21 protein-coding genes are annotated in these 21,009 nt (G+C 60.7%); 6 read left to right on the top strand and 15 right to left on the bottom strand.

The genetic code is table 11. The features are described 5' to 3' along the window. Positions 1-2 precede the first annotated feature (2 nt). The 5 genes from JYP46_RS05925 to JYP46_RS05905 form a co-directional block, all read right to left on the bottom strand. Complete coding sequence (locus JYP46_RS05925) at positions 3-1,325, bottom strand: HlyD family type I secretion periplasmic adaptor subunit (protein WP_206547543.1); 1,323 nt, start codon at positions 1,323-1,325, stop codon at positions 3-5. Continuing rightward, positions 1,325-2,995 carry a peptidase domain-containing ABC transporter gene (locus JYP46_RS05920; protein ID WP_206547542.1) on the bottom strand — a complete coding sequence of 557 codons (1,671 nt, stop codon included), beginning with the start codon at positions 2,993-2,995 and terminating at the stop codon, positions 1,325-1,327. Before JYP46_RS05920 ends, JYP46_RS05925 begins: the two co-directional genes overlap by 1 nt. A gap of 125 nt (positions 2,996-3,120) precedes the next feature. Then, positions 3,121-3,339, bottom strand: coding sequence for a hypothetical protein (locus JYP46_RS05915; RefSeq protein ID WP_206545278.1), 219 nt, complete (start codon positions 3,337-3,339; stop codon positions 3,121-3,123). A gap of 165 nt (positions 3,340-3,504) precedes the next feature. Further along, a complete protein-coding gene (locus JYP46_RS05910) occupies positions 3,505-3,927 on the bottom strand; it encodes a toxin-activating lysine-acyltransferase (protein WP_113155227.1) in 423 nt (140 codons plus the stop codon). Continuing rightward, positions 3,924-4,904 carry a hypothetical protein gene (locus JYP46_RS05905; protein ID WP_206547541.1) on the bottom strand — a complete coding sequence of 327 codons (981 nt, stop codon included), beginning with the start codon at positions 4,902-4,904 and terminating at the stop codon, positions 3,924-3,926. Before JYP46_RS05905 ends, JYP46_RS05910 begins: the two co-directional genes overlap by 4 nt. A gap of 470 nt (positions 4,905-5,374) precedes the next feature. Here JYP46_RS05905 and speD point away from each other — a divergent pair, with 470 nt between their 5' ends. Further along, positions 5,375-5,854, top strand: coding sequence for an adenosylmethionine decarboxylase (gene speD / locus JYP46_RS05900; RefSeq protein WP_206547540.1), 480 nt, complete (start codon positions 5,375-5,377; stop codon positions 5,852-5,854). Next, positions 5,851-6,711 carry a polyamine aminopropyltransferase gene (gene speE, locus JYP46_RS05895; RefSeq protein ID WP_206547539.1) on the top strand — a complete coding sequence of 287 codons (861 nt, stop codon included), beginning with the start codon at positions 5,851-5,853 and terminating at the stop codon, positions 6,709-6,711. Before speD ends, speE begins: the two co-directional genes overlap by 4 nt. Positions 6,712-6,745: 34 nt before the next feature. Here the strand turns inward: speE and JYP46_RS05890 are convergent, their stop codons facing one another. The 8 genes from JYP46_RS05890 to JYP46_RS05855 all read right to left on the bottom strand — a co-directional run bounded on the left by JYP46_RS05890 (position 6,746) and on the right by JYP46_RS05855 (position 14,710). Then, positions 6,746-7,393 (bottom strand): glutathione S-transferase family protein, encoded by a 648-nt coding sequence (locus JYP46_RS05890; RefSeq protein WP_206547538.1) that lies wholly within the window; start codon positions 7,391-7,393, stop codon positions 6,746-6,748. A 149-nt stretch (positions 7,394-7,542) separates the two neighbouring features. Then, positions 7,543-8,619, bottom strand: a complete 1,077-nt coding sequence (locus JYP46_RS05885; protein ID WP_206547537.1) for a BMP family ABC transporter substrate-binding protein — start codon at positions 8,617-8,619, stop codon at positions 7,543-7,545. A gap of 34 nt (positions 8,620-8,653) precedes the next feature. After that, positions 8,654-9,568, bottom strand: a complete 915-nt coding sequence (locus JYP46_RS05880; protein ID WP_206545272.1) for an ABC transporter permease — start codon at positions 9,566-9,568, stop codon at positions 8,654-8,656. After that, positions 9,561-10,658 (bottom strand): ABC transporter permease, encoded by a 1,098-nt coding sequence (locus JYP46_RS05875; RefSeq protein WP_206547725.1) that lies wholly within the window; start codon positions 10,656-10,658, stop codon positions 9,561-9,563. The genes JYP46_RS05880 and JYP46_RS05875 overlap by 8 nt, the downstream gene beginning before the upstream one ends. Then, the gene (locus JYP46_RS05870; RefSeq protein ID WP_222473956.1) at positions 10,658-12,244 is read right to left on the bottom strand and encodes an ABC transporter ATP-binding protein; all 1,587 of its coding nucleotides are present in this window, start codon (positions 12,242-12,244) and stop codon (positions 10,658-10,660) included. The genes JYP46_RS05875 and JYP46_RS05870 overlap by 1 nt, the downstream gene beginning before the upstream one ends. A gap of 101 nt (positions 12,245-12,345) precedes the next feature. Then, on the bottom strand, positions 12,346-13,071 hold the full coding sequence (gene pcsA / locus JYP46_RS05865) for a phosphatidylcholine synthase (RefSeq protein WP_206547535.1): 726 nt from the start codon (positions 13,069-13,071) through the stop codon (positions 12,346-12,348). Positions 13,072-13,080: 9 nt separating this feature from the next. Then, complete coding sequence (locus tag JYP46_RS05860) at positions 13,081-13,695, bottom strand: DUF1326 domain-containing protein (RefSeq protein ID WP_206547534.1); 615 nt, start codon at positions 13,693-13,695, stop codon at positions 13,081-13,083. A gap of 124 nt (positions 13,696-13,819) precedes the next feature. Next, a complete protein-coding gene (locus tag JYP46_RS05855; RefSeq protein WP_206547533.1) occupies positions 13,820-14,710 on the bottom strand; it encodes a DUF2182 domain-containing protein in 891 nt (296 codons plus the stop codon). Between the two features lie 126 nt (positions 14,711-14,836). Here JYP46_RS05855 and JYP46_RS05850 point away from each other — a divergent pair, with 126 nt between their 5' ends. After that, entirely contained in the window at positions 14,837-16,075 is a 1,239-nt protein-coding gene (locus tag JYP46_RS05850) for a UbiH/UbiF family hydroxylase (protein WP_206547532.1), read from the top strand. Here the strand turns inward: JYP46_RS05850 and JYP46_RS05845 are convergent. Continuing rightward, positions 16,038-17,000 (bottom strand): AEC family transporter, encoded by a 963-nt coding sequence (locus JYP46_RS05845; protein WP_113155239.1) that lies wholly within the window; start codon positions 16,998-17,000, stop codon positions 16,038-16,040. The two genes, JYP46_RS05850 and JYP46_RS05845, sit on opposite strands and share 38 nt — an antisense overlap. A gap of 163 nt (positions 17,001-17,163) precedes the next feature. Here JYP46_RS05845 and hspQ point away from each other — a divergent pair, with 163 nt between their 5' ends. Beyond that, positions 17,164-17,496, top strand: coding sequence for a heat shock protein HspQ (hspQ, locus tag JYP46_RS05840; RefSeq protein WP_204360814.1), 333 nt, complete (start codon positions 17,164-17,166; stop codon positions 17,494-17,496). A 74-nt stretch (positions 17,497-17,570) separates the two neighbouring features. On the opposite strand, the gene JYP46_RS05835 is transcribed toward hspQ, so the two are convergent. Next, positions 17,571-18,194, bottom strand: a complete 624-nt coding sequence (locus tag JYP46_RS05835) for an invasion associated locus B family protein (protein WP_113155240.1) — start codon at positions 18,192-18,194, stop codon at positions 17,571-17,573. Positions 18,195-18,479: 285 nt separating this feature from the next. On the opposite strand from JYP46_RS05835, the gene JYP46_RS05830 reads away from it, so the two are divergent. Together JYP46_RS05830 and JYP46_RS05825 are read left to right on the top strand one after the other, a co-directional pair. Next, positions 18,480-20,312, top strand: coding sequence for an extracellular solute-binding protein (locus JYP46_RS05830; protein WP_206547531.1), 1,833 nt, complete (start codon positions 18,480-18,482; stop codon positions 20,310-20,312). A gap of 10 nt (positions 20,313-20,322) precedes the next feature. Next, the gene (locus tag JYP46_RS05825; RefSeq protein WP_222473929.1) at positions 20,323-21,006 is read left to right on the top strand and encodes a DsbA family oxidoreductase; all 684 of its coding nucleotides are present in this window, start codon (positions 20,323-20,325) and stop codon (positions 21,004-21,006) included. Positions 21,007-21,009: the final 3 nt, after the last annotated feature.

Below are 21,009 nucleotides of genomic sequence, written 5' to 3'. Positions count from 1 at the left end.
GGTCAGCGTTCTCCAAGGCTCCGGCTGAACTGGGCGGTGATCGGCGCGATGAAATAGCTGATCAGGCGGCGCTCTCCGGTGATGGCGTCCACACTGGCCGTCATGCCGGGCCGCAGCGCGAGCTGGCCGGACGGAGACTGGAGGAATGCGTCCTCCGGCTTCATGGACACGGCGAACCCCCAGCGCCCGGATGAGCCTGTTTCAATGGAGTCGGTCGCGATATCGGTGATCTCGGCAATTGCGGTTCCGAAACGCTCGGCCGGATAGGCATCGAGACGAACACGCACCTTCTGGCCAACTTCGAGAAAGCCGCTGTCTTCGTTCGAAAAGAGCGCCTCCAGCTCAAGCGCGCTGTCGCTTGGCACGATCCGCAACAACTCCTGCCCCGCCTGCACAACGCCGCCAATGGTGGCGATCTGGAGCTGCTCGACAGTGCCTGACACGGGGGCGGTCAGCGTGGCAGCCGCGATGCGCTCCTTCAGGGCGCGCTGCTTTTGCCGCAGCACGGCAAGACGCAGTGCGATCTCGTCGCGCCGTTTTAAGGCGGCGCTGCTTCTGCTGCTGAAAAGGCCTCGCCACTCGGCCTGCAAGACACCGGCCTCTGCCTGTTTCTGCTCTGCCTGGCGTTCGGCGATGATCCTGTCGTTTTCCAGACTGTCGAACAGTTTGCGCACATCCAGATAGTTGCTGCGGGACACCGCGCCACGCTTCAAGAGTTTCTCAACCGCCCGCAAACGTTCGTTCTGGATTTCCAGAGCGGCCTCGGTCTGTGCAATTCTTCCCTGAATGACGTCGCTTTCCCGGCTGTTTGCCTCGATGCGGGCATCGGCGCGCCTTAGAGTGTCGGCAAAGTCCTTCAGATCGGCGGAGAGAAGGCGTTTCTGTTCCTCCATGCCTGTCTCATCGACTGCATCGATCTTAAAATCTTCGGTCACGTCGGGAGGGGGCGGCAGGCCCCCTTCCCGCATCGCAGCGATACCCGCCAGAAAAGCCGCTAGACGTGCATCTTCGCGTCCAAGTCGTGTCTCCTCTTCGATCAGCGTCATGCGCTCGGCGCGTGCCGGCGTTGCATCGAGGCTTACAAGGAGGTCGCCTTTGACGACTTTTGCTCCATTGCGGACGCGTATTTGTGTGATCGCGCCAGGATATTCGGGCTGCACCACCTGAACCCGGTCGACCGGGACGATGCGTGCCGTTCCGCGTGCGGTTATCTCGACACGAAGGACGCAGGACGCGACCAGAATGATGAGAAAGACCGTGCTGGTGAAAAGCGCGGTGATGCGCAGCGTCGGCGATGTGCGGTCGAGTTCGTCAGTTGCAGACATCAATGTCTCCCCAAACCGAAATCAATGACGCGATCCGCTCCGGCAAAGACATCCGGACGATGTGTGATCACGATAACGGTCAGTTGCTTTCTGAGCTGCATGAGCTCGGAGACCAGCCGGTGCTGCGCTGCCTCATCAAGTGCGCTTGTGGGTTCATCCAGTATCAGGATGGCGGGCTTTTGAAGAATTGCGCGCGCGATGGCCACGCGCTGCTTCTGCCCGCCTGACAGGGCCGAGCCACGCTCCCCGACCTCGGTATCAAGCCCCTGCGCAAGGCGGAACACCAGTTCCCCGGCGGCAGAGATGCGAAGCGCGTCTAGGATTTCGGCATCGCTGGCGTCCGGTGTGCGCAGCAGCAGGTTTTCGCGCAATGTTCCAGAGAAGAGATAGGGCTCCTGAGGCACATAAACGACGCGGGAGCGCAGGCTTTCCGGTTCGAACGCCGCCAGATCCTGACCACCGACGGTTATGATCCCGCTCTGCGGTTCTTCGAGACCGGCGGCGAGACGTCCGAATGTGGACTTGCCTATGCCCGACGGCCCGACCACCAGCGTACAGGTCCGCGGTTCAAGGGAAAGATCAAGCCCGCTGATGACCGGCGGCTCGTCTGGCCCATAACCGAACGAGACCCCCTGAAAGGCAAGCCGTGGTTCGATGTCATCCGGAAAAACACTCCCGCTGCCGAATTTTTCCTGCTCGCTGTTGAGAATGTCGCCCAGGCGCTGGCGGGAAATTCGAAGGTTCTGCCAGTCCTGCCAGAGCTTCGAAAACCCGGCAATCGGCGCGGCGATCTTCTCTGCGATCAACTGAAACGCGATCAGCTGGCCAAGGGTAAGCTCTCCGGCGAAGACCTGCTGTGCGCCGATATAGATGACACCGATGAAGATGCCCTTTTCGCAAAGGCCGATCAGCTGCCCGCTGACCGCGTTCATCGTGTAGACGCGGCGGGAGGCATTCAGGGTCTGCGCGAGCGTTTCGCTTAAGCGCGACAGCATGGCCCCTTCGGCCGTCAGGGCTTTTACGGCGGTCATGCCTGAAAGGTTTTCCACCATGCGCGCCTGATGATGTGATCCGGCATCGAACTGGGCGCGCAGGCGCTTTCGCAGAACAGGCCCGAAACACATATAGAGCAGCGCCTGAAGCGGGAGCGCAAAGGCCACGACCATGGTGAGCTTGCCCGAGATGGACAGGAGAACCATGAAATAGACGCCGATGAACAGAAGATCGAGCGACGCACCCGTCGTGACCCCGATCAGAAACCCGCGAATTGTGTCGGTCTCGCCGATCCGTGACAGGGTTTCCCCCACCGGCCATCGTCGGAAATGCCGCAGCGGGAGCCGAAAGAGGTGATCGAAGAGCCGGCGTCCAAGTTCCGATGTGAGGCGATTTGCGACCGAGACGCCGAGAAACGCCGCCAGAAGATTGAAGCCGAGCGAAAAGAGGTTGGCGCCGATCAGGACGACGATAACGACAATCAAAGACGCTTCACGCTGAAACGGCAGAATGCGGTCGATCACCACCTGAAAGACAAAGGGCTCCAGCAGACCAATCAGCCGAACGCATATGGCCAGAAAGGTGAGCTCCGCATAGAGCAAGCTGTGCTTGCGCAGCGTGGTGCTGAACCAGGAGAGCGGAACGCCCTGCCCCGGAAGCGAGGTGTTTGGTGTCATATCTGGAAACCATCAGTGGCGTGGTTTGTCTGGCAGACACAGGGCCGCGGAACCCCACGGCCCCATATCGCTACAGCCCTCGCTCCAAGCTGCGGGCTGCAACAACGATTGGCGCAAAGAGCCGGTCAGGCCACTGCGCTGTCGATCACGTCACCGATGAGACCGCCGACAGTGTTGCCGACAACGCCCCCGATCTCAGCGCCCGGAACGGCGCCAATGCAACCGCCAACCAAACCGCCGATAAATGCGCCAATGATGCCACCGGCCAGTTTGCCTTCACCACCGCCTCCGAAGCTGAAAGCGCTGTCCAGGCAATCATCAGCGAAATCAATATCTGTAAACATTGGTAACCTCTTCAAAATGACTTTTACTATTGAGCCGGATATCCGGCAGTTAAACCGGTGGAAAAATCACCGGTATGCTTTCGACGCAAAACGGCGAAAGCATCTCTTGCCGAAGAAGCACAATAACCGCCCCCGGTTTCGGCCAGTTGCTTCGGCGAAACGAATTTATCTGGACGCTTTCCAGCGTTTCACAGACCTGATGGAACCATCCGGGTGGCGGCGAATGCTGGTCGCCTGCCGCCCCGGGAACATATTCGTTTTCAGGTCTTTGACGATTTCCGGAAGCGTCCCGTATGGCGCGATGAAGTCGTTGAAGAACAGGTTTTCACCACACGCCCACTCACCTGCCCTGAGTGCCCGGCCGGTGGAGAGTATCTCGTCCAGCGTGGCGTCATCCAGCAAGGCCCAGCTGATAAAACCGGTCGGGATGCCGCCCGGCGTCAGATAGAAGCGCGCCTGGCTGCACTGAAGGGGCGGCAGGATCTCGACTTCGAAATAGCGCCGGAACGGGAACGGCCGGTGATAGGGTGACCGCGCCAAGAGCTCCAGAACATAGCCAGCGCCCGCATAGACATCGATTGCCGTCATGAGGCCGGCCTCTCGCGACTGGCCAACTGACAGGAACGCTCGACAACGCGACCTACATCAGGGCAGGCTCGGGAAAGCGATTTGAGGAAAAACGGCAGCCGTTCAGTCTGCGGTACGCAGGAATGCGCCGTGATGGTTTTCTCTTCGTCCCGCTGCCATGTGGCGTATCCAATGGGCACATTTTCGCGGTCGAGAGCGATGAAGAGACTGCGGCTCTGCATGCACCTCAAAAGGGTGCCATAGCGCCTGGACAACTCTGCACCAGCCTGTTCGCGCCCAGAGCCTTCCTGTAGATCAAGCAGCGTCGCAACGCCGATCTGACGATAGAGTTTGACGGTCTCGCCACCATCAAGGGGTAAGGGCGGCAGATCAAAATGTGGCCGCAGCGTCCGCGTGCCCCCGATCAGCAGGGAGGGCGCAGCAGCTCCGCTGCGAAAGAGCGCGATGATCTCCGCGCGCTCCCAGTGACGCCAGATCGCACAGGCAAGAACACGAGCGACCGGGTAGTTCCAGCGATAATCGTAAGCTCCGCTTTTGCGGGCAAGCGCTTTGCGTAATCGCTCGGCATCCGCGCCCATATAGCATTGATTGTCCGCCGCCCAGGCTGCCTCAAGACGGGGCAGCAATGGAGAAGCATTCTGCCGGGCCCAGTCCAGAAGCGCATGCTCGCCAATGAACGCGCAGACCTCACGCGCCAGAGGCGGCATGGCAGAATTTGCCGAAGCGACAATCTGAAGCGCATGAGAGAATTCATGTGCGACCGTCAGAATGTCGGACGCCTGGCCGCGATAGCTGCAACTGACGAACGGCAATTGCCGGCGGCCATGATCATAGGTGAACGCCCTTTCCGGCTTCCCGGCCTTTGGCTCAAGGCATTTGGGCGCACGGTTTCGGACAAATCGAATCAACCGCGCGAGTCGCGGCAGCGCTGCCGCAAGAGACTGCGACGCAAGCGCCCAGGCCTCTTCTGCAGACATCTCTGGAACTTCACCGACGGCGGCTGATTCAGGGGCGAACGCCTGTCGAGAGAATGGTTTGCCGGTTAAATTTCTCAGAAGGAATTTTTCATCAACCTGGTTGGTCGCGAGCCAATCCGAGAACTCTCCATTCAGGTTCATTATCGTATATCTTTGTTACAAACATTAAATAAGTTATTTCAATAAGATCTATTCTTATGGCGATACAAAAATTTGTAAAATACTTATTCCGCCTGGAAATGTGAAATGATGCCATGATTTATAAATGTATACGTCAGGAAATATACAGACCGCACATGCCCTGCATCGCCGAAATGTGACGCAGGGGTAATGCGTATTCGCACCCGGCTGCTGCAAAAATGTCATAAAATTCGATGAATGATTATGCTTGCGTCGCCACTTTCGTTGCATATATACGGGCCACGCCTGAATGGTCAGGCCTCAGACATCTGCTGGTTGGAGAGGACGCCATGTCGCAAGACGCCCTTTTCCAATTGGGGATGGATTCAGTTGTACTGAACACCGCCCAAAAGGAAGAAAACACCACAGCGCAGCCCGCTCCGGCGGTTTGCGACGACAAAGATCACTTCATCGAGAAGAACGGCGTGCTGTGCGCCGGATCGCACTTTATCGTTGATCTGTTCGAGGCCGAGCGTCTCGACGATCTGCCGTATATCCAGCAAACGCTCGTCGACTGCGTGAATGCAGCCGGCGCGACTTTGCTGCATATCCATCTGCATCCATTCGAACCGAATGGCGGGGTGAGCGGCGTTGCCGTTCTGGCGGAAAGCCACATCTCCATCCATTCGTGGCCGGAGCGGAGCTACGCGGCTCTGGATATCTTCATGTGCGGCGACGCGGAGCCGGAACGCTGCATCGATGTGCTGCAGCGCGCCTTCTCGCCGGGTCGCATTGACGTGCAGGAACTGTTGCGGGGGCGAAGCGCGTGAGCGAACGCAAAACGATCGCCGAGACCCTGCACAACGGCGTCAGCATCGTTTTTGATGTCGATGATGTCCTGTACCAGGATGGTACAGGACATCATCAGCTGGCGCTGATCCGCAACGGCATCTTCGGCAAGGTCCTGATGCTCGACGGGGCGGTGCAGGTCACCAGCCGCGACGAGTTCATGTATCACGAGATGCTCGCGCATGTGCCGATTGCGGCGCATGACAACCCTGCCGATGTGCTGATCATCGGTGGCGGCGATTGCGGCCTTGCCGAGGAAGTGCTGAAGCACAAGCGTGTTGGCACCCTCACCCAGGTCGAGATCGACGCTTCGGTTCTGGAATTCTCGAAAGAACATTTCGCGGATTTCAATGCGTCCGTCTTCGATGATCCCCGCTTCAAAGTGGAGATTGCCGACGGCGCTGCGTTTGCGGCCGAAACCGATCAACGCTTCGACGTCATTCTGGTGGATTCCACAGACCCGTCCGGTCCGGGCGCGGTGCTGTTCACGACCGAATTCTACCGGAATTTGAAGCGCATTCTGCGCCCTGGCGGCATCGTCGTCAGCCAGAACGGCGTGCCGTTCCTTCAGCCGGAAGAGTTCCAGACCGCCATGCGCGGCCTGCGCTCCGTGTTTGAGATTGCAAGCTGCTATCTCGTTGCGGTACCGACCTATTTCGGCGGACACATGACGCTCGGCTGGTCGACCGACAATGCCGATACGCTGAAGGTGAGCGAAGAAACGCTCGCACAGCGCATGGCTGGTATCGACACACGGTACTACACGCCCGCACATCACAGGGCTTCTTTCGCCCTGCCGCGTTTCATCGAAACGCTGCTTGAGGAAGCAACGAAATAAGCGCCGGGCAGGCCCCGCCTGCCCGCGCCTTCCTTCAGACTTTTCCTGGCGCATTTTCTCCTGAAAAGAACGGAATTCTCGAAGCCAGTTCCATGTCGATCTGCTGCGCCTTGCGGTAGGCCGGCCGCTGCTCGATCCTTGCGACATATTCTTTGAAGACGGGGCGTTCCGGGAGGGCGTTCATGATGTTCATCGTGTAGCCGATGCCGGTTCCAAGCTGAACGTCGGCGGCGGTGAAACGGTCTCCGGCAGCGTATGGCGTCTCGCCAAGCTGGCGCTCCAGAAACGCCACCATGTCGTCAAAGGTCCCGAAGGGATAGTCACGGCTCTCATAGGCCAGTCCGTGAACGCGCGCGCAGACGACCGGATCAAACACCGCGTCGTGATAGACGAGCGACCGCAGATAGGCGGCGCGCGCCGGGTCATCGATGGCGGGCGCGAGCCCTGCCTCGGGAAACATGTCGGCGAGATAAAGCGTGATTGCCGCGCGCTCGGTCACGATATGACCGTCGTGAACGATGGCCGGCACTTTCTTGCTCGGCTGGATCGCACGATAGCTCTCAGGCACGCCGCCCTGTGCATGCATGTCGGCCAGTTCGAGATCATAGGGTGCCTGCAACTCTTCCAGAAGCCACAACACGCTTGAGGAACGGGACCACGGCGCGTGGTAGAATTTAAGCATGGATTTGCCTTCCCTTTTTGCTCGCAGCCGTTCTGGCACAGTGCTCCTGACAGGGCTGTGGCAGGAGCATTCGCGGGCAAGCGGTTAGACGCAAAAAAGGCGGCCCGAGAGCCGCCTTTTCCGAATGCAGAAGACTGCGAGGATGCCGATCAGTTCGGCAGCTGGTCGTCCACGCCCTTCACATAGAAGTTGATGCTGAGAACGTCACCATCGGGTGCGACCTCACCCTCTTCGAGCCACAGCGTGCCATCCTGCTTGTAGACGGGACCGGTGAAGGGGTTGAAGCCCTCATCCCTGATCTTCGCTTCAACGGCTTCGGCAGCCGCCTTCACATCGTCGGGCATGTTCGTGTAGGGCGCCATCACGACGTGGCCGTCCTTCATGCCGCCCCAGACGTCCTGCTGCTCCCAGGAACCGTCCATGACCGCCTGAACGCGCTCGATGTAGTACGGGCCCCAGTCGTCGACGATGGAGGTGAGCTGCGTGTCGGGCGCGAACTTGATCATGTCGGATGCCTGACCGAAGCCCTTGATGCCGCGTTCACCGGCGACCTGAAGCGGCGCGGTGGAATCGGTGTGCTGGGTGATGACATCGACACCCTGATCGAGCAGCGCCTTGGCGGCGTCGGCTTCCTTGCCGGCGTCGAACCAGGTGTTGGCCCAGACGATCTTGACCTTGAAGTCGGGATTGACGGACTGCGCGCCGAGCATGAACGCATTGATGCCCATCACGACTTCCGGGATCGGGAAGGACGCGATGTAGCCGGCTTCACCCTTCTCCGAGATCTGGGCGGCAATCACGCCCTGCACATAACGCCCCTCATGGAAGCGCGAATTGTAGGTGGCGACATTCGGATGGTCGCGCTTGAAGCCCGTCGCATGCTCGAACTTGATGTCCGGGAACTTGGCGGCGACCTTCTGGACCGGGTCCATGAAGCCGAAGGAGGTTGCGAAGATGATGTCGCAGCCCGAACGTGCGAAACGCTCAATCGCGCGCTCGGCGTCCGCACCTTCCGGAACGCTCTCCAGATAGGCGGTCTCGACCTTATCGCCGAAATGCTCCTCGACATCCAGCAGACCCTGATGGTGCTGGTAGGAATAGCCGAAATCGCCGATCGGGCCGACATAGATCCAGCAGGCCTTGGTCTTGTCCTGCGCTGCGGCAGGGGCCGCCGTGAAGGCAAGGGCCGCGGTGCTGGCGGCGAGTGCCATAACGAGTTTCTTCATTGTTGACGTCCTCTCTGTTGACTGAGTTCGGATATTACCGGGCCGGAACAAAGGGCCGACCGAGGCAGGCGGGTGTGTTCACCATGGTCAGCCGTCTGTTGCGGGAGATTAGAACAAGAACCACGATGGTCGCCACATAGGGCAGCGCCGACAGCAGCTGCGACGGCACGGACACGCCGATCACCTGCGCGTGAAGCTGGCCGATGGAGACCGCGCCGAAGAGATATGCCCCGGCGAGCACGCGCCAGGGCCGCCACGAGGCGAACACGACGAGCGCCAGCGCGATCCAGCCGCGACCGGCGGTCATGTTCTCGATCCATTGCGGCGTGTAGACGAGCGACAGATAAGCGCCCGCCAGCCCCGCACACGCGCCGCCGAACATGACGGCGGCATAGCGCACCGCAATCACGCGAATGCCCAGCGCATGGGCGGAATCATGATTGTCGCCCACCGAGCGCAGCGTCAGCCCGGCGCGCGTGCTGAACAGGAAATAACTGACGCCGATGACCAGCAGGATCGAGATGTAGAACAGCGGCGCCTGCGCAAACAGGAAGCGGCCGACAAGGGGAATATCCGACAGGACGGGAATGACCCAGGGCGACATTTTTACGCCCGGCAGGCCGATGAACGCTTCGCCGATCATGCCGGAAACGCCGAGCCCCAGAAGCGTGAGCGCAAGTCCCGTCGCAACCTGATTGGTGACCAGCGTCAGCGTCAGGAAGCCGAACAGAAGGGCAAAGGCAGCGCCGACGAGGATGGCCGCAAACACGCCGAGCCATGGCGAACCGGTGGTGATCGCCACGCCAAACCCGGTGACGGCGCCCATCACCATCATGCCTTCAACGCCGAGATTGAGAACGCCGGAGCGCTCCACGACCAGCTCGCCGATTGCAGCTATGAGAAGAGGCGTGGCGGCCGTTGCGATCGTGATCAGAACGGATTCAAACATGTTCGGCGGCCTCCCGGACCTGCGGCGCGCGCCCGACCAGGCGGATGCGGTAGTGAATCAGCGTGTCGCAGCCGAGAACGAAGAACAGAAGCATGCCCTGAAAGGCGCGGGCGGCCTTGTCCGAAAGACCGAGCGAAATCTGCGCTGCCTCGCCACCCAGATAGGAAAGCGCCAAAACGAAACCGGCGGCCACGATGCCCAGCGGGTTCAACCGGCCAAGAAACGCCACGATGATCGCGGTAAAGCCGTAGCCGGGAGAAATGGACGGCTGCAACTGCCCGATTGCGCCGGCAACCTCGGAAATGCCTGCAAGCCCTGCCAGAGCGCCGGAGATCAGGAAGGCGACCATGACCATGCGCGATGCGCTGAAGCCTGCAAACCGCCCTGCCCGCGGGCTCTGGCCGAGAACGCGAATTTCAAAACCCTTGCGGGTCTTGCCGAGAACGAACCACAGGACGAGGGCTGCAATGATGGCGAACACGATGCCCCAGTTTGCGCGGCCGGCAGCCGGCATCAGCTCCGGAAGGATGGCGAAGGAATGGAAATCGCGCGTTTCGGGGAAATTCATGCCGCCCGGATCACGCCACGGACCGCGCACGATCCAGTCGAGGAAAAGCTCGGCCACATAGACCAGCATGAGGCTGGTGAGGATCTCATTGGTGTTGAAACGCGCTTTCAGGAATGCCGGAACGGCGGCATAGGCCGCGCCACCCGCCATGCCCATGATCAGCATCAGGGGCAGGACGAGCCAGTTCTGGAAATCAGGAAAGACCACCGGAAGGATGCTGCCGGCGATTGCGCCAGCGATGAACTGTCCTTCTGCGCCGATGTTCCAGTTGTTGGACAGGAAACAGACCGACAGACCGACCGCGATCAGGATCAGCGGCGCTGCCTTGATCGCCAGTTCGTGCAGCGACCAGGTCTCGCGCAGCGGATCGATGAAATAATAGTAGAGCGCGTCGAGCGGGTTCTTGCCCAGAACCGAGAACATGATCGCACCGGCAATCATGGTCAGAACCAGAGCAATCAGCGGCGAAATCGCGCTGAACAGAACCGAATGCTGCGGCCGTTTGATGAGTTCAAGCCGCATCATGCCGTCTCCGCTTCTTCAGGCAGTTCGGAGCGTTCCGGCGTCGCGCCGCCCATCAGAAGACCGATCTTCTCGAATGTCGCTTCCGCGATGGGCATGGGAGCCGACAGGCGACCGTCATGCATCACGGCGACGGAATCACACATTTCAAACAACTCATCCAGATCCTGGCTGATGACGAGAACGGCAGAGCCCGAACGCGCCAGATCGATCAGCGCCTGGCGGATGCGCGCGGCAGCGCCGGCGTCCACACCCCAGGTCGGCTGGTTCACGACCATCACCGCCGGTTGCCGGTCCAGCTCGCGGCCGATGATGAACTTTTGCAGATTGCCGCCCGAGAGCGCGGAGGCTTCCGGGTCCTCGCCGCTCTTGCGCACATCCATCACCTTGACGATGCGGGCGGCAGCCTTGGCCAGCGCACCCGTGCGCACGGTGCCGAAAGCACCCATGAGCGCCTTTGCATCCGTCACGTGACGCGACAGGAACAGGTTTTCGGAAAGCCGCATCTGGGGGGCTGCGCCATGGCCAAGGCGCTCTTCGGGCACAAAGGCTGCGCCAAGAAGGCGGCGACCGGAGATGCCGAGCCGGCCGGCATCTTTGTCGCGGATGCGGATCGTGGCGGCGTTCTGCTGCAGGGCTTCACCGGAGAGAGCCTCGAAAAGCTCGCCCTGCCCGTTACCGGCAACGCCCGCAATGCCCATGACTTCACCGGAGCGCACCAAGAGATCGATCTTGCGTAGCGGGACGGCAAACGGATTGGCGGACGGGCGGCTGAGCTCCCGGACCTCCAGCAGCGCCTGACCGCCAGCGTCGACGCTGCCAGTGCGCTTTACCGTGGCCACTTCATCGCCCACCATCATGCGGGCCAGCGACGCCGCCGTCTCCTGACGGGGATCGCAATGGGCGACCACCTTGCCGTGCCGCAGAACCGTTGCGCGGTCGCACAGGCGCTTCACTTCCTCAAGGCGGTGCGAAATGTAGAGGATCGACTTCCCTTCGTCGCGCAGCGTCTCAAGCGTTTCGAACAGCTTGTCGGCTTCCTGCGGGGTCAGAACGGAGGTCGGTTCGTCGAGAATGATCAGGTCCGGCTTCTGCAGGAGGCAGCGAATGATCTCGATGCGCTGGCGCTCGCCGACCGAAAGATCGCCCACATGTGCGAAAGGATCGAGCGGCAGGCCATAGGCCTTTGAGAGTTCCCGCGCCCGCTCGGCCACCTGAAGGATCGGCGTTTTCTCATCCAGCGAGAGCATGATGTTCTCGGCGGCGGTCAGCGCCTCAAACAGCGAGAAGTGCTGGAACACCATGCCGATGCCGAGATGGCGCGCAGCGCCGGGCGAATGGATCGCGACCGGTTGACCTTTCCAGTGGATTTCACCGGCAGCCGGCTCCAATGCGCCGAACAGCATCTTCACCAGCGTCGATTTGCCAGCGCCGTTTTCGCCAAGAAGCGCATGAATTTCGCCCTTGCCGATCGACAGATCGATCGCGTCACAGGCTTTCAGAGCGCCAAATATCTTTGTCAGGCCGCGAACATCGAGGAGTCCGCCACCTTCGCCTTCGTGTAGTTGATCCACGCCGGCTCCCATTTCGGTCATTTTGTTTTTGTTCCCAGCTCGATCATAGGCAGACGGATTTGCCCCGTATTAGTGCCGCTTTACTTGAAAGAGATTCAAATGGGAACGCACAATTACTCTTTATTCCCTTTGCCAAGATTCGGCCAAGCCTGCATGACCCCTCCAATGACAAAGAGGTAAATACCGGTCACCGCAATGCCGATGCGAATGAGCTGATCAGCCTCCAGAGACTGGATGAGCGCGATTATGCCGAAGGCGCACCAGGCGAAGAAAATCGCCAGATTGAGCGTTCTCAGGCGCTGCACGCGCACCGGATGCAGGAAGAAGACGGGCAGGAATGTCGTGAAGGCCGAAATGAGCACGACACCAAAAGCGATCATCTCGCCCGGTTGTACGACAAAGAGCGTGAACACCACCATGTTCCAGACGACGGGGAACCCCTTGAAGAAATTTTCCCGCGTCTTCATGCCCGTGTCGGCGTAGTAGATCGCGCTGGTGATCACGATGATGGCGGCCGACAGGAAGGAAAGCCCCTCGCCCATGAACCCGCTCTGATACAGGGCGAAAGCGGGGATGAGCACATAGGTGACGTAGTCGATGATGTTGTCGAGCATGTCGCCCGACCAGGTGGGCAGCACCTGCTTCACATCGAGCTTGCGCGCGATGGGGCCGTCGATGCCATCCACAAAAAGCGCAAAGCCCAGCCACCAGAACATCGCCGCCCAGCGCTCCTCGCTTGCAGCCACAAGCGATAGGAATGCGAGAAACGATCCCGATGCCGTCAAGAGATGCACGGAAAACGCCTTGGCCTGAGGGGCCGTAACTTTCTTCTTGGTCATGATAGTCGCCTAAGGGCCACGCCAGTCGAGCGGACAGATCTCCGCCGAGCGGCCGGCAAAATTCCAGTTGCGCCCGAAAGCGCGCATACGGCTCTTGTCGGATTTCGCGACGATGATCTCCGGCGCGATCCAGTACTGCGAATTGGTGATGACAGTGTCGCCATCCCTGTCTCCGCCGGGAATGGGCGTCACGGCCCCGTCGATGATCTTCGGTATCTGGAAGATACGCGTCTTGCCTTCAACCTCATAGGTCACCGGCACACGCTGAATACCCAGAAAATCGCCAACGAGAATGGAAAGCAGACCGGTTGTGCCGCCGGCCTTGCCGGAAAAGATCTTGCCGATGGCCTTTTCCGCATAGATCGAGGCGCGTTCGTCCAGAAACAGGCCGACGGTCCAGTTGCCGCGGCTCATATAGCCGGGAATTTCCATCACCAGACCGAGATTGAGGCCCGAGAGGTCGGTCTCGCCATAGTGGCCCTCATCGATGCGGAAGCCCACCCAGGTCTGGCAATAGCCTTCAGTGGGCGGATGATTGCCGAGTGAAAGCACGCAGGGACAGAACACGGTGCAATTGCATGACAGCACCAGCTCGCCTTTCAGCGCCCAGTCTTTCTTTCCCATGACTTGCGACCCCTCTTCCAGACCGCCGCACCCCCGGCCGGACGCACAAAGGACGATCTAAACCATTGGCAGAGCATCGGAATATCCGAAAAACCAACCCCTTCTGTTCGGATATTGCGATGCTCTAGATCGAGATTACTAGAAGCGCGAGCGCCCACACAAGCAGCGTCACGCCCGAAATGCGTGTGAAAAGCCGACTATGACCAGATTTCTCCACGATGGTGAAAACGCCGAGAAGCGCCATCCAGAACACATTCATCATGCCAACGGCAAACATGACAAGCATGAGCGCCCAGCAGCATCCGAAACACCACAGGCCCTGCTGCAATCCCAGCCGGTAGATGGCGCGCGGTCGCGTGCTCCAGCGCCCGAAAAGGGTGGTGAAGGGATTGCGGCATTTGACGAGACAGGCCTCCTTCAGGGCCGAGAACTGGTAAAGGCCGGCGATGGCAAGAACGACAGCACCCGCCAGTCCCGTCCATGGGGACATGACCGCGCCTTGGCTCATGAACCGTTCTGCAACGAGCGCCAGCCCGGTAAAGCCGAGAGACGCGATCAGCCAGACGGTCAGATAGCCCGCGACCAGAACCAGCGGATGGACAACCCGCTCACCCTTAAGGGCGGCGGTGTCGGCGATTTCGCAATAGGTGCGAATCAACGGGGATGCCGATGGCAGCATCATCGCCAGAGCCATCAGAAACCACATGAAGGCGAGAAGGGCGAAAACGGCAGGTCCGCTCCCCGCCCCGACAGGCGCTAGACACAGGGAAAGCAGGGTTCGCAGCGGTGCAGGCAGGGGCATGTCGGGCAGAGCCTCAAGCAGCATGCCGCCCGGACCGAGCGCACGCGGCTCCACCGCCGCAATGCCAGCGCCCATCAGCGCCAGAACGCCCCATGAGAGGAGGACGGCCAGAAAGAGCGACAGGACGGAAAGCGGAAAAGCCGCCAGCGCCAGGCGATGAACGGCGCGCGCGCCGCCTTCGAGCCTCGTCAGATCATCATTCGGCTGGTCCACGCCCTGCCCCCGTCACATTGCCTGGGTGCTTTCGCCGCGTTGAACCTTGCGTCGAACAACCCCATCATGACAAAGACATGCCGATGTCCTGTCGATGATTGTCGAAGCATAGATGGATGAGCTGCCGTGGGCGATAGTGACCGTAAAATTCTCGTTGCAGGAACCGGACCGGCCGGCCTGATTGCAGCGCTCGCGCTGGCGCATCATGGCCATGCGGTGACGCTGGTGGGGCCGGTGCCGCAGGGCAGAGACCGCCGCACCGTGGCGCTGATGCGCCCGTCGCTCGACATCATCGAACCACTGGGCTTTCTGGAAAAGCTCCTGCCCGAGACCGCGCCGCTCAAGGCCATGCGCCTCGTGGACGCAACCGGCCGGCTGGTGCGCAGTCCGACCGTGACATTCCACGCCGGCGAGATCGGCGAAGAGTATTTTGGGCTCAACATTCCCAATGCGCGCCTGACCGAAGAGCTTGCCAAGGCCGCACAGGCCTCGCCGCTTATCGACTGGCATGAGAACCTCGTCACGGACTGGGAGTGCGCGCCCGATCATGTGACCGCGACGCTCGACAATGGCGAACGCGTTTCGGCGCAGCTGGCCGTCGCTGCCGATGGCCGCAGATCGCCGGCCCGTGAAGCGGCTGGCATTTCGGCCAAGACCAGCCCGCTGCCGCAGGCGGCTCTCGTTTTGAATTTTTCGCACACGCGCGAACATGGTTTCGTTTCCACCGAATTTCACACGCAGAACGGCCCGTGCACGCAGGTGCCGCTGCCGGGCATGCGTTCAAGCCTCGTCTGGGTGCAGCGCCCGGAAGACGCCGAGCGCCGCCATGCGCTGAGCGATGAAGACCTCTCGCGTGAGGTGGAGAAGCAGCTTTCCTCGCTCGTCGGCGGCGTGACGGTGGAGCCCGGCCGACAGGTCTATCCGCTGAGCACGCTGATGCCATCGCGCTTCGGTCAGAACCGCGTGGCGCTGATCGGCGAAGCGGCGCATGTCTTCCCGCCAATCTCGGCGCAGGGGCTCAATCTGGGCATTCGCGACGTGGAAGACCTTGTCGCAACGGCGAACGCCTTCCGCGACGATCCGGGCGCTCCTGCCGCCATGACGCGCTACGACGCTTCGCGCCGGCCGGATGTTCTGGCGCGCAGCAACTCGGTGAACCTGCTCAACATGTCGCTTCTGTCCGGTCTTCTGCCGGCACAGATCGCGCGCAGCGCGGGCCTCAGCGTCATCAGCAGCATTCCGCCACTGCGCGCGCTTTTCATGCGCGAGGGCATGCGTCCGGGCAGCGGTTTCTCCGCGCTTCTTCCTTTTGGGGGAAAAGGTCTGGTCAGGGAAAAAGATCCGGCGGCAGAAGCCCGTTCGTGATGGCGTAAAGCAGCGCCGTCACCGTTCCGACCGAGAGCAGCGTCGTGATCAGAATGCTGGCCGACGCACGCTCCATCCAGACTCCGTACTGCTGGCTGATCACGAACACATTGGTGGCCGTGGGCAGCGAGGCCAGCAGAACGGCGGAGAACACCCAGCTCTCCTCGTAATTTCCGATCCAGCTCAGCATCACGTAACAGATGACGGGGTGCAGAATGAGCTTGAGGAAGGCGATCACGCCAACCTCATGCGGAACGCGCCGCAGCGGCCGCATGGCGAGGCTGACACCCATCGCAAAGAGCGCGCAGGGTGCGGCAGCCGAGGCAAGATAGGCCAGAAGGCGTTCGATCGGAAGCGGCGGGGTGAACTGCACCGCAGCCGCTGCAACGCCCACTGCGGTCGCGATGATGAAGGGATGCAGCGCGATCTTGCGCAGAACCTCCAGCGCAAGACGGCCAGGCGATTGCCTGTCGCCGCCCGAAATCGCCATCATCATGGGCGCGACGGCGAAATGGATCATGTTCTCGAAGCAGAAGATGAGCGCCACGGGGACCGCCGCCTTCTCGCCAAAGGCAAGGAGCGCCAGGCCCGGCCCCATATAGCCGATATTGCCATAGGCGGCGGCGAGCCCCTTGATCGTGCTTTCGGCAACCGAACTGCGGCTGATGAGCATCGAGCCGACGAACATGATGGCGAAGACGATATAGGTCGAGGCGACGGCGCCGAAGATATAGCCCCACTCGGTCAGCTTCTCGATCGGGGTCTTGGCCAGCAGCTGAAAGAAGAGAGCGGGAAGCGCCACATAGATGACAAATGTGTTCATCCAGCCGAGCGCATCGGCAGGGTGCGGCTTCAGCCGGGCGACCGCATAGCCGATGAAGATCAGCCCGAAAAACGGCAGCACAAGTCCCGCGACACCCGACATAGCCCATCCCCGTGGAGCCCGCCATTCGATCCGCCGGACCCGCGGAAGCAGCTCGACTGCGTTACGCCCGACATCGCGGCTAGCGCGCAGGCCCCCTGCCCGTCAAGGTCGCGGGATTGAATTGTGGCGGCGGCTGCGCCAAATAGGGGGCAGAGGTACAATTATGCAAAACATTGGAACTGCAAAATTTCGCATAGGCCAGGTTGTCCGCCATCGGGTGTTCGACTTCCGTGGCGTGATTTTCGATGTCGATCCCGAATTCAACAACACGGAAGCCTGGTATCAGGCGATCCCCGAAGACGTGCGGCCGCGCAAGGACCAGCCCTTTTACCATCTGCTCGCCGAGAACGAGGAGACGGAATATGTCGCCTATGTTTCGGAACAGAACCTGATGCCGGACGAGACCGGCGTGCCCGTGCGGCACCCGCAACTGGCGGAGTTCTTCGTCGAGACCGGCGACGGCCACTACGAACCGCGCGAGCGCCTGCACCACTGACGCCAGCGCAGAACCACACGCATACAAAAACAGGGCCTCGCGGGCCCTGTTTTCATTTGAACTCTGTGTGAGCGCTATTCGGCCTTCTTGGCCTTTTCCTGCGCTTCGCGGAGCTTCTCGGTGAACTCTTCGTTGTTCTTGTTCACGAAGTCCTGAAGCTTCTTCTGGCGGTCCTCAATGTCGGACTGCGGCATCGGATCACCGTCATAGGCAGCGGTGAAGCCCGAAAGCGACATCTTGATCGGGTTCGGCTGGTTCTGGAAGTTCACCGAGGTGAGCGTCAGTTCCGAACCGCGCTTGAAGGAACCAACCAGCTGATCGGTCAGCGGAGCTTCGGCGATGCAGCGGTCCGGCAGGCAGATCGCGTAATCGATCTTCTGCGTCTGGCCGCCATCGATCTGCAGACCGATGCCGGGAGGCACCATGCGGCCGGTCGGCACGGTGATCTGGAAGACCTTGCGGTTCACCTTGCCCTTGACCTCGATGAGGCTGACGCCGGTGATCATCTGGCCGGTCTCGGCAACGAGAACGTTCTGCACATTGCAGATGTCGACGTCTTCCTGCTTCGTGCAGGCCTTGAACCAGCCCTGCGGCGCTTGCTGCTGCGCGGCGGCGACACCAACTCCGCTGGCAGCCACACAAGCGGCGCCGGCAAGGGCGAACAGGGTGCGGGTAGCTTTCGCGTTCAGGCTTTTCATATGGCTCAGTTCCTCTAAATGCACAGCGCCAGAAATTTGTTCATGTGTCACCTGTTTGTAAAATGCGGCGACAGCATGACTCTTGTGCGCGTGTTACACTGCCGTGAAACGCGAATCCAGCCCAACGGACCATTTCGCTGGACTTTGTCGACCTGTGCGGCAAACATCACACGATCACGCGTCTTTGTCCGGCAAAGCCCCCGGTGGCCGCATTCGCCACATTGTGTGTGATACGCTCGCCGACGAATCATGGAACCGCCAGATAAATCCGGCCAAGGTGCGTAGATGTTCCCAAGCTCCAAATCTCTCCTTCTCGCCATTTCCGCAACGATGCTCGCCTCGGGCACGGCACTCGCCGAAGATGCGCCGGTTCACGGCATCGCGATGCACGGCAAGCCTGCACTGCCTGCCGATTACACGCATTTTCCTTACGCAAATCCCGATGCGCCCAAGGGGGGCGACGTCACCTATTGCGTGGTCGGTTCCTTTGACAATCTCAACCCGTTCATCCTCAAAAGCATGCGCACAACGGCGCGCGGCGTGATCGACACGATTTTCGGCAATCTGGTTTTCGAGCCGCTGATGATGCGCAGCGCCGACGAGCCCTTCGCGCTCTATGGCCTGCTTGCCGAAAGCGTGGTGATGGACGAGGCGCGCAGCTATGCCGAGTTCAATCTCGACCCGGATGCGACATGGTCGGATGGCAAGCCGGTGACCCCGGAAGACGTAATCTTCACCTATGAAGCGTTCACGGAGAAAGGCCGCCCGCCCTATTCCAGCCGCACGGCAAAGATCGAGAAGATCGAAAAGACGGGCGATCACAGCGTACGCTTCACCTTCAACGAGAAGGCCGACCGCGAATTCCCGCTGATCATCGCCATGACGCCGATCATCCCGCAGCACGCCTTCGACATCGAGACATTTGACCAGACGACGCTGAAGCCGGTGACGGGGAGCGGCGCTTACCGCATCTCGGAAGTGGACCCGGGCCGGCGCATCGTGTTTTCGCGCAACCAGGAGTACTGGGGCGAGGACATTCCCTCCAAGCGCGGCTTCGACAATTACGACAAGATCACCATCGAGTACTTCCTCAACGTGAACTCCATGGTGGAAGCGTTCAAGAAGGGCATCTGCTCGGTCTATGCCGAATCCGACCCGGTGCGTCGTCAGCACGGCATCGATTTTCCGGCGGCCCGCGAGGGCAAGGTGGTCAGCGAAACCTTCACCAATGGCGTTCCGCCTGCGGTCAGCGGTTTCTTCTTCAACACGCGGCGCGAGAAATTCGCCGATCCGCGCGTGCGCCGCGCGCTGTCAAAGCTCTATGATTTCGGCTGGGTGAACACCAATGTGCTGCGCGGCGAGTATGAGCGCACGCTGAGCTACTGGCAGGGATCGCATCTTTCCGCTCTCGGCAAGCCGGCCGATGAACGCGAACGCGCCCTGCTTGAGCCCTATGCCGACCGGGTGACACCGGAGGTGATGGACGGCAGCTACGGCAAGATGGAAATGGCGGGCGAGCCAATTGGCCGCGACCAGATGCGCGAAGCGCTGAAGATGCTTCAGGAGGCCGGCTACAGCCTGGAAGGCAATGCGCTGGTCAATGAAAACGGCGAAGCGCTCACCTTCGAAATTCTGGTTACGTCCGAGGAAGGCGAAAAGCTGGCCGCCGTGTTCCAGCGCGCGCTGCGGAAAATCGGCATCGATGTTTCGATCCGGCTTCTGGATGATTCACAGGCCCAGCAGCGCAAACAGCGCTATGACTTTGACATGCTGATTGCTTCCGTGGGCTTCTCCGGCTCGCTTTCGCCGGGCACCGAGCAGATTAACCGCTGGGGTTCGGCTGCAGCAAACGCAGAAGGCTCGTTCAACCTTTCGGGCGCGGCCGATCCGGCCATCGACGCCATGATCGACGCCATGCTGAATGCGCGCGACATGGATGATTATTCGGCTGCCGTGCGTGCGATGGACCGTCTTTTGATGTCGGGCGCCTATGTGGTGCCGATGCAGCATGACAATGACGAATGGGTCGCTTACTGGAGTGACCTCGACCACCCGGAAAAAACACCGCTTTACGGCTACAAGCTGCAGACGTGGTGGCACAAGCCGGATGCAGAATAAGGCAGATACAATGATGAGCCCCCTCCCCGTAACCATCGACGTTGTTTCCGACGTCGTGTGCCCCTGGTGCTATGTGGGGCGGGCCCGTCTCATGAAAGCGCTGGCGGCGGTTCCCGAGATTGCCGTGGAACTGCGCTGGCGCCCGTTCCAGCTCGACCCGACCATTCCGCCCGAGGGCAAGGACCGTCAGACCTATCTGATGGACAAATTCGGCGACGAGGAACGCATTCGCCAGATGCATGCACAGATCGATGAGCTTGGGCGTGCGGAGGGGATCGATTTCGCTTTTGATGCGATCCGGACCTCGCCCAACACGCTGAACGCCCACCGCGTGATCCGCTGGGCGGCGACGGCTGAGCCCGGCGTGCAGGACAAGCTCGTCGGCCGGCTCTTTGCGCTCTATTTCGAAGAAGGCGCGAATATCGGCGATGCTGCGGTTCTCATTCAGGCTGCGCGGGACGCAGGCATGGATGCGGCCGTTGTCGAGACCCTGCTTGCAACCGACGCCGACCGGGCCGAGGTAGAGCAGGAAATTGCCACCGCGCAACAGATGGGCGTCACCGGGGTGCCCTGCTTCCTTCTCGAAGGACGCTATGCGGTGATGGGCGCACAGGAGGCCGACACGCTGGCGGACGCCATCCGCCAGGTGGCGCAGGCCAAGGCGGAAGGCGCGCTCGACAGCAGCCAGGCCTGAGAA

The sequence above is a fragment of the Nitratireductor aquimarinus genome (assembly GCF_017255295.1).
GTDB classification, from domain to species: domain Bacteria; phylum Pseudomonadota; class Alphaproteobacteria; order Rhizobiales; family Rhizobiaceae; genus Nitratireductor; species Nitratireductor aquimarinus.
This window is presented reverse-complemented; position numbering and strand designations above follow the sequence as displayed.

What these genes read in the sequence shown, in the direction of transcription:
- JYP46_RS05915 (WP_206545278.1), bottom strand. Translation starts at nt 3,339, where the DNA reads ATGTTTACAGATATTGATTTCGCTGATGATTGCCTGGACAGCGCTTTC.
- JYP46_RS05885 (WP_206547537.1), bottom strand. Translation starts at nt 8,619, where the DNA reads ATGAAGAAACTCGTTATGGCACTCGCCGCCAGCACCGCGGCCCTTGCC.
- JYP46_RS05910 (WP_113155227.1), bottom strand. Translation starts at nt 3,927, where the DNA reads ATGACGGCAATCGATGTCTATGCGGGCGCTGGCTATGTTCTGGAGCTC.
- speD (WP_206547540.1), top strand. Translation starts at nt 5,375, where the DNA reads ATGTCGCAAGACGCCCTTTTCCAATTGGGGATGGATTCAGTTGTACTG.
- JYP46_RS05920 (WP_206547542.1), bottom strand. Translation starts at nt 2,995, where the DNA reads ATGACACCAAACACCTCGCTTCCGGGGCAGGGCGTTCCGCTCTCCTGG.
- JYP46_RS05880 (WP_206545272.1), bottom strand. Translation starts at nt 9,568, where the DNA reads ATGTTTGAATCCGTTCTGATCACGATCGCAACGGCCGCCACGCCTCTT.
- hspQ (WP_204360814.1), top strand. Translation starts at nt 17,164, where the DNA reads ATGCAAAACATTGGAACTGCAAAATTTCGCATAGGCCAGGTTGTCCGC.
- JYP46_RS05845 (WP_113155239.1), bottom strand. Translation starts at nt 17,000, where the DNA reads ATGTCGGGTGTCGCGGGACTTGTGCTGCCGTTTTTCGGGCTGATCTTC.
- JYP46_RS05875 (WP_206547725.1), bottom strand. Translation starts at nt 10,658, where the DNA reads ATGCGGCTTGAACTCATCAAACGGCCGCAGCATTCGGTTCTGTTCAGC.
- pcsA (WP_206547535.1), bottom strand. Translation starts at nt 13,071, where the DNA reads ATGACCAAGAAGAAAGTTACGGCCCCTCAGGCCAAGGCGTTTTCCGTG.
- JYP46_RS05890 (WP_206547538.1), bottom strand. Translation starts at nt 7,393, where the DNA reads ATGCTTAAATTCTACCACGCGCCGTGGTCCCGTTCCTCAAGCGTGTTG.
- JYP46_RS05860 (WP_206547534.1), bottom strand. Translation starts at nt 13,695, where the DNA reads ATGGGAAAGAAAGACTGGGCGCTGAAAGGCGAGCTGGTGCTGTCATGC.
- JYP46_RS05835 (WP_113155240.1), bottom strand. Translation starts at nt 18,194, where the DNA reads ATGAAAAGCCTGAACGCGAAAGCTACCCGCACCCTGTTCGCCCTTGCC.
- JYP46_RS05825 (WP_222473929.1), top strand. Translation starts at nt 20,323, where the DNA reads ATGATGAGCCCCCTCCCCGTAACCATCGACGTTGTTTCCGACGTCGTG.
- JYP46_RS05905 (WP_206547541.1), bottom strand. Translation starts at nt 4,904, where the DNA reads ATGTCTGCAGAAGAGGCCTGGGCGCTTGCGTCGCAGTCTCTTGCGGCA.
- JYP46_RS05870 (WP_222473956.1), bottom strand. Translation starts at nt 12,244, where the DNA reads ATGGGAGCCGGCGTGGATCAACTACACGAAGGCGAAGGTGGCGGACTC.
- JYP46_RS05830 (WP_206547531.1), top strand. Translation starts at nt 18,480, where the DNA reads ATGTTCCCAAGCTCCAAATCTCTCCTTCTCGCCATTTCCGCAACGATG.
- JYP46_RS05925 (WP_206547543.1), bottom strand. Translation starts at nt 1,325, where the DNA reads ATGTCTGCAACTGACGAACTCGACCGCACATCGCCGACGCTGCGCATC.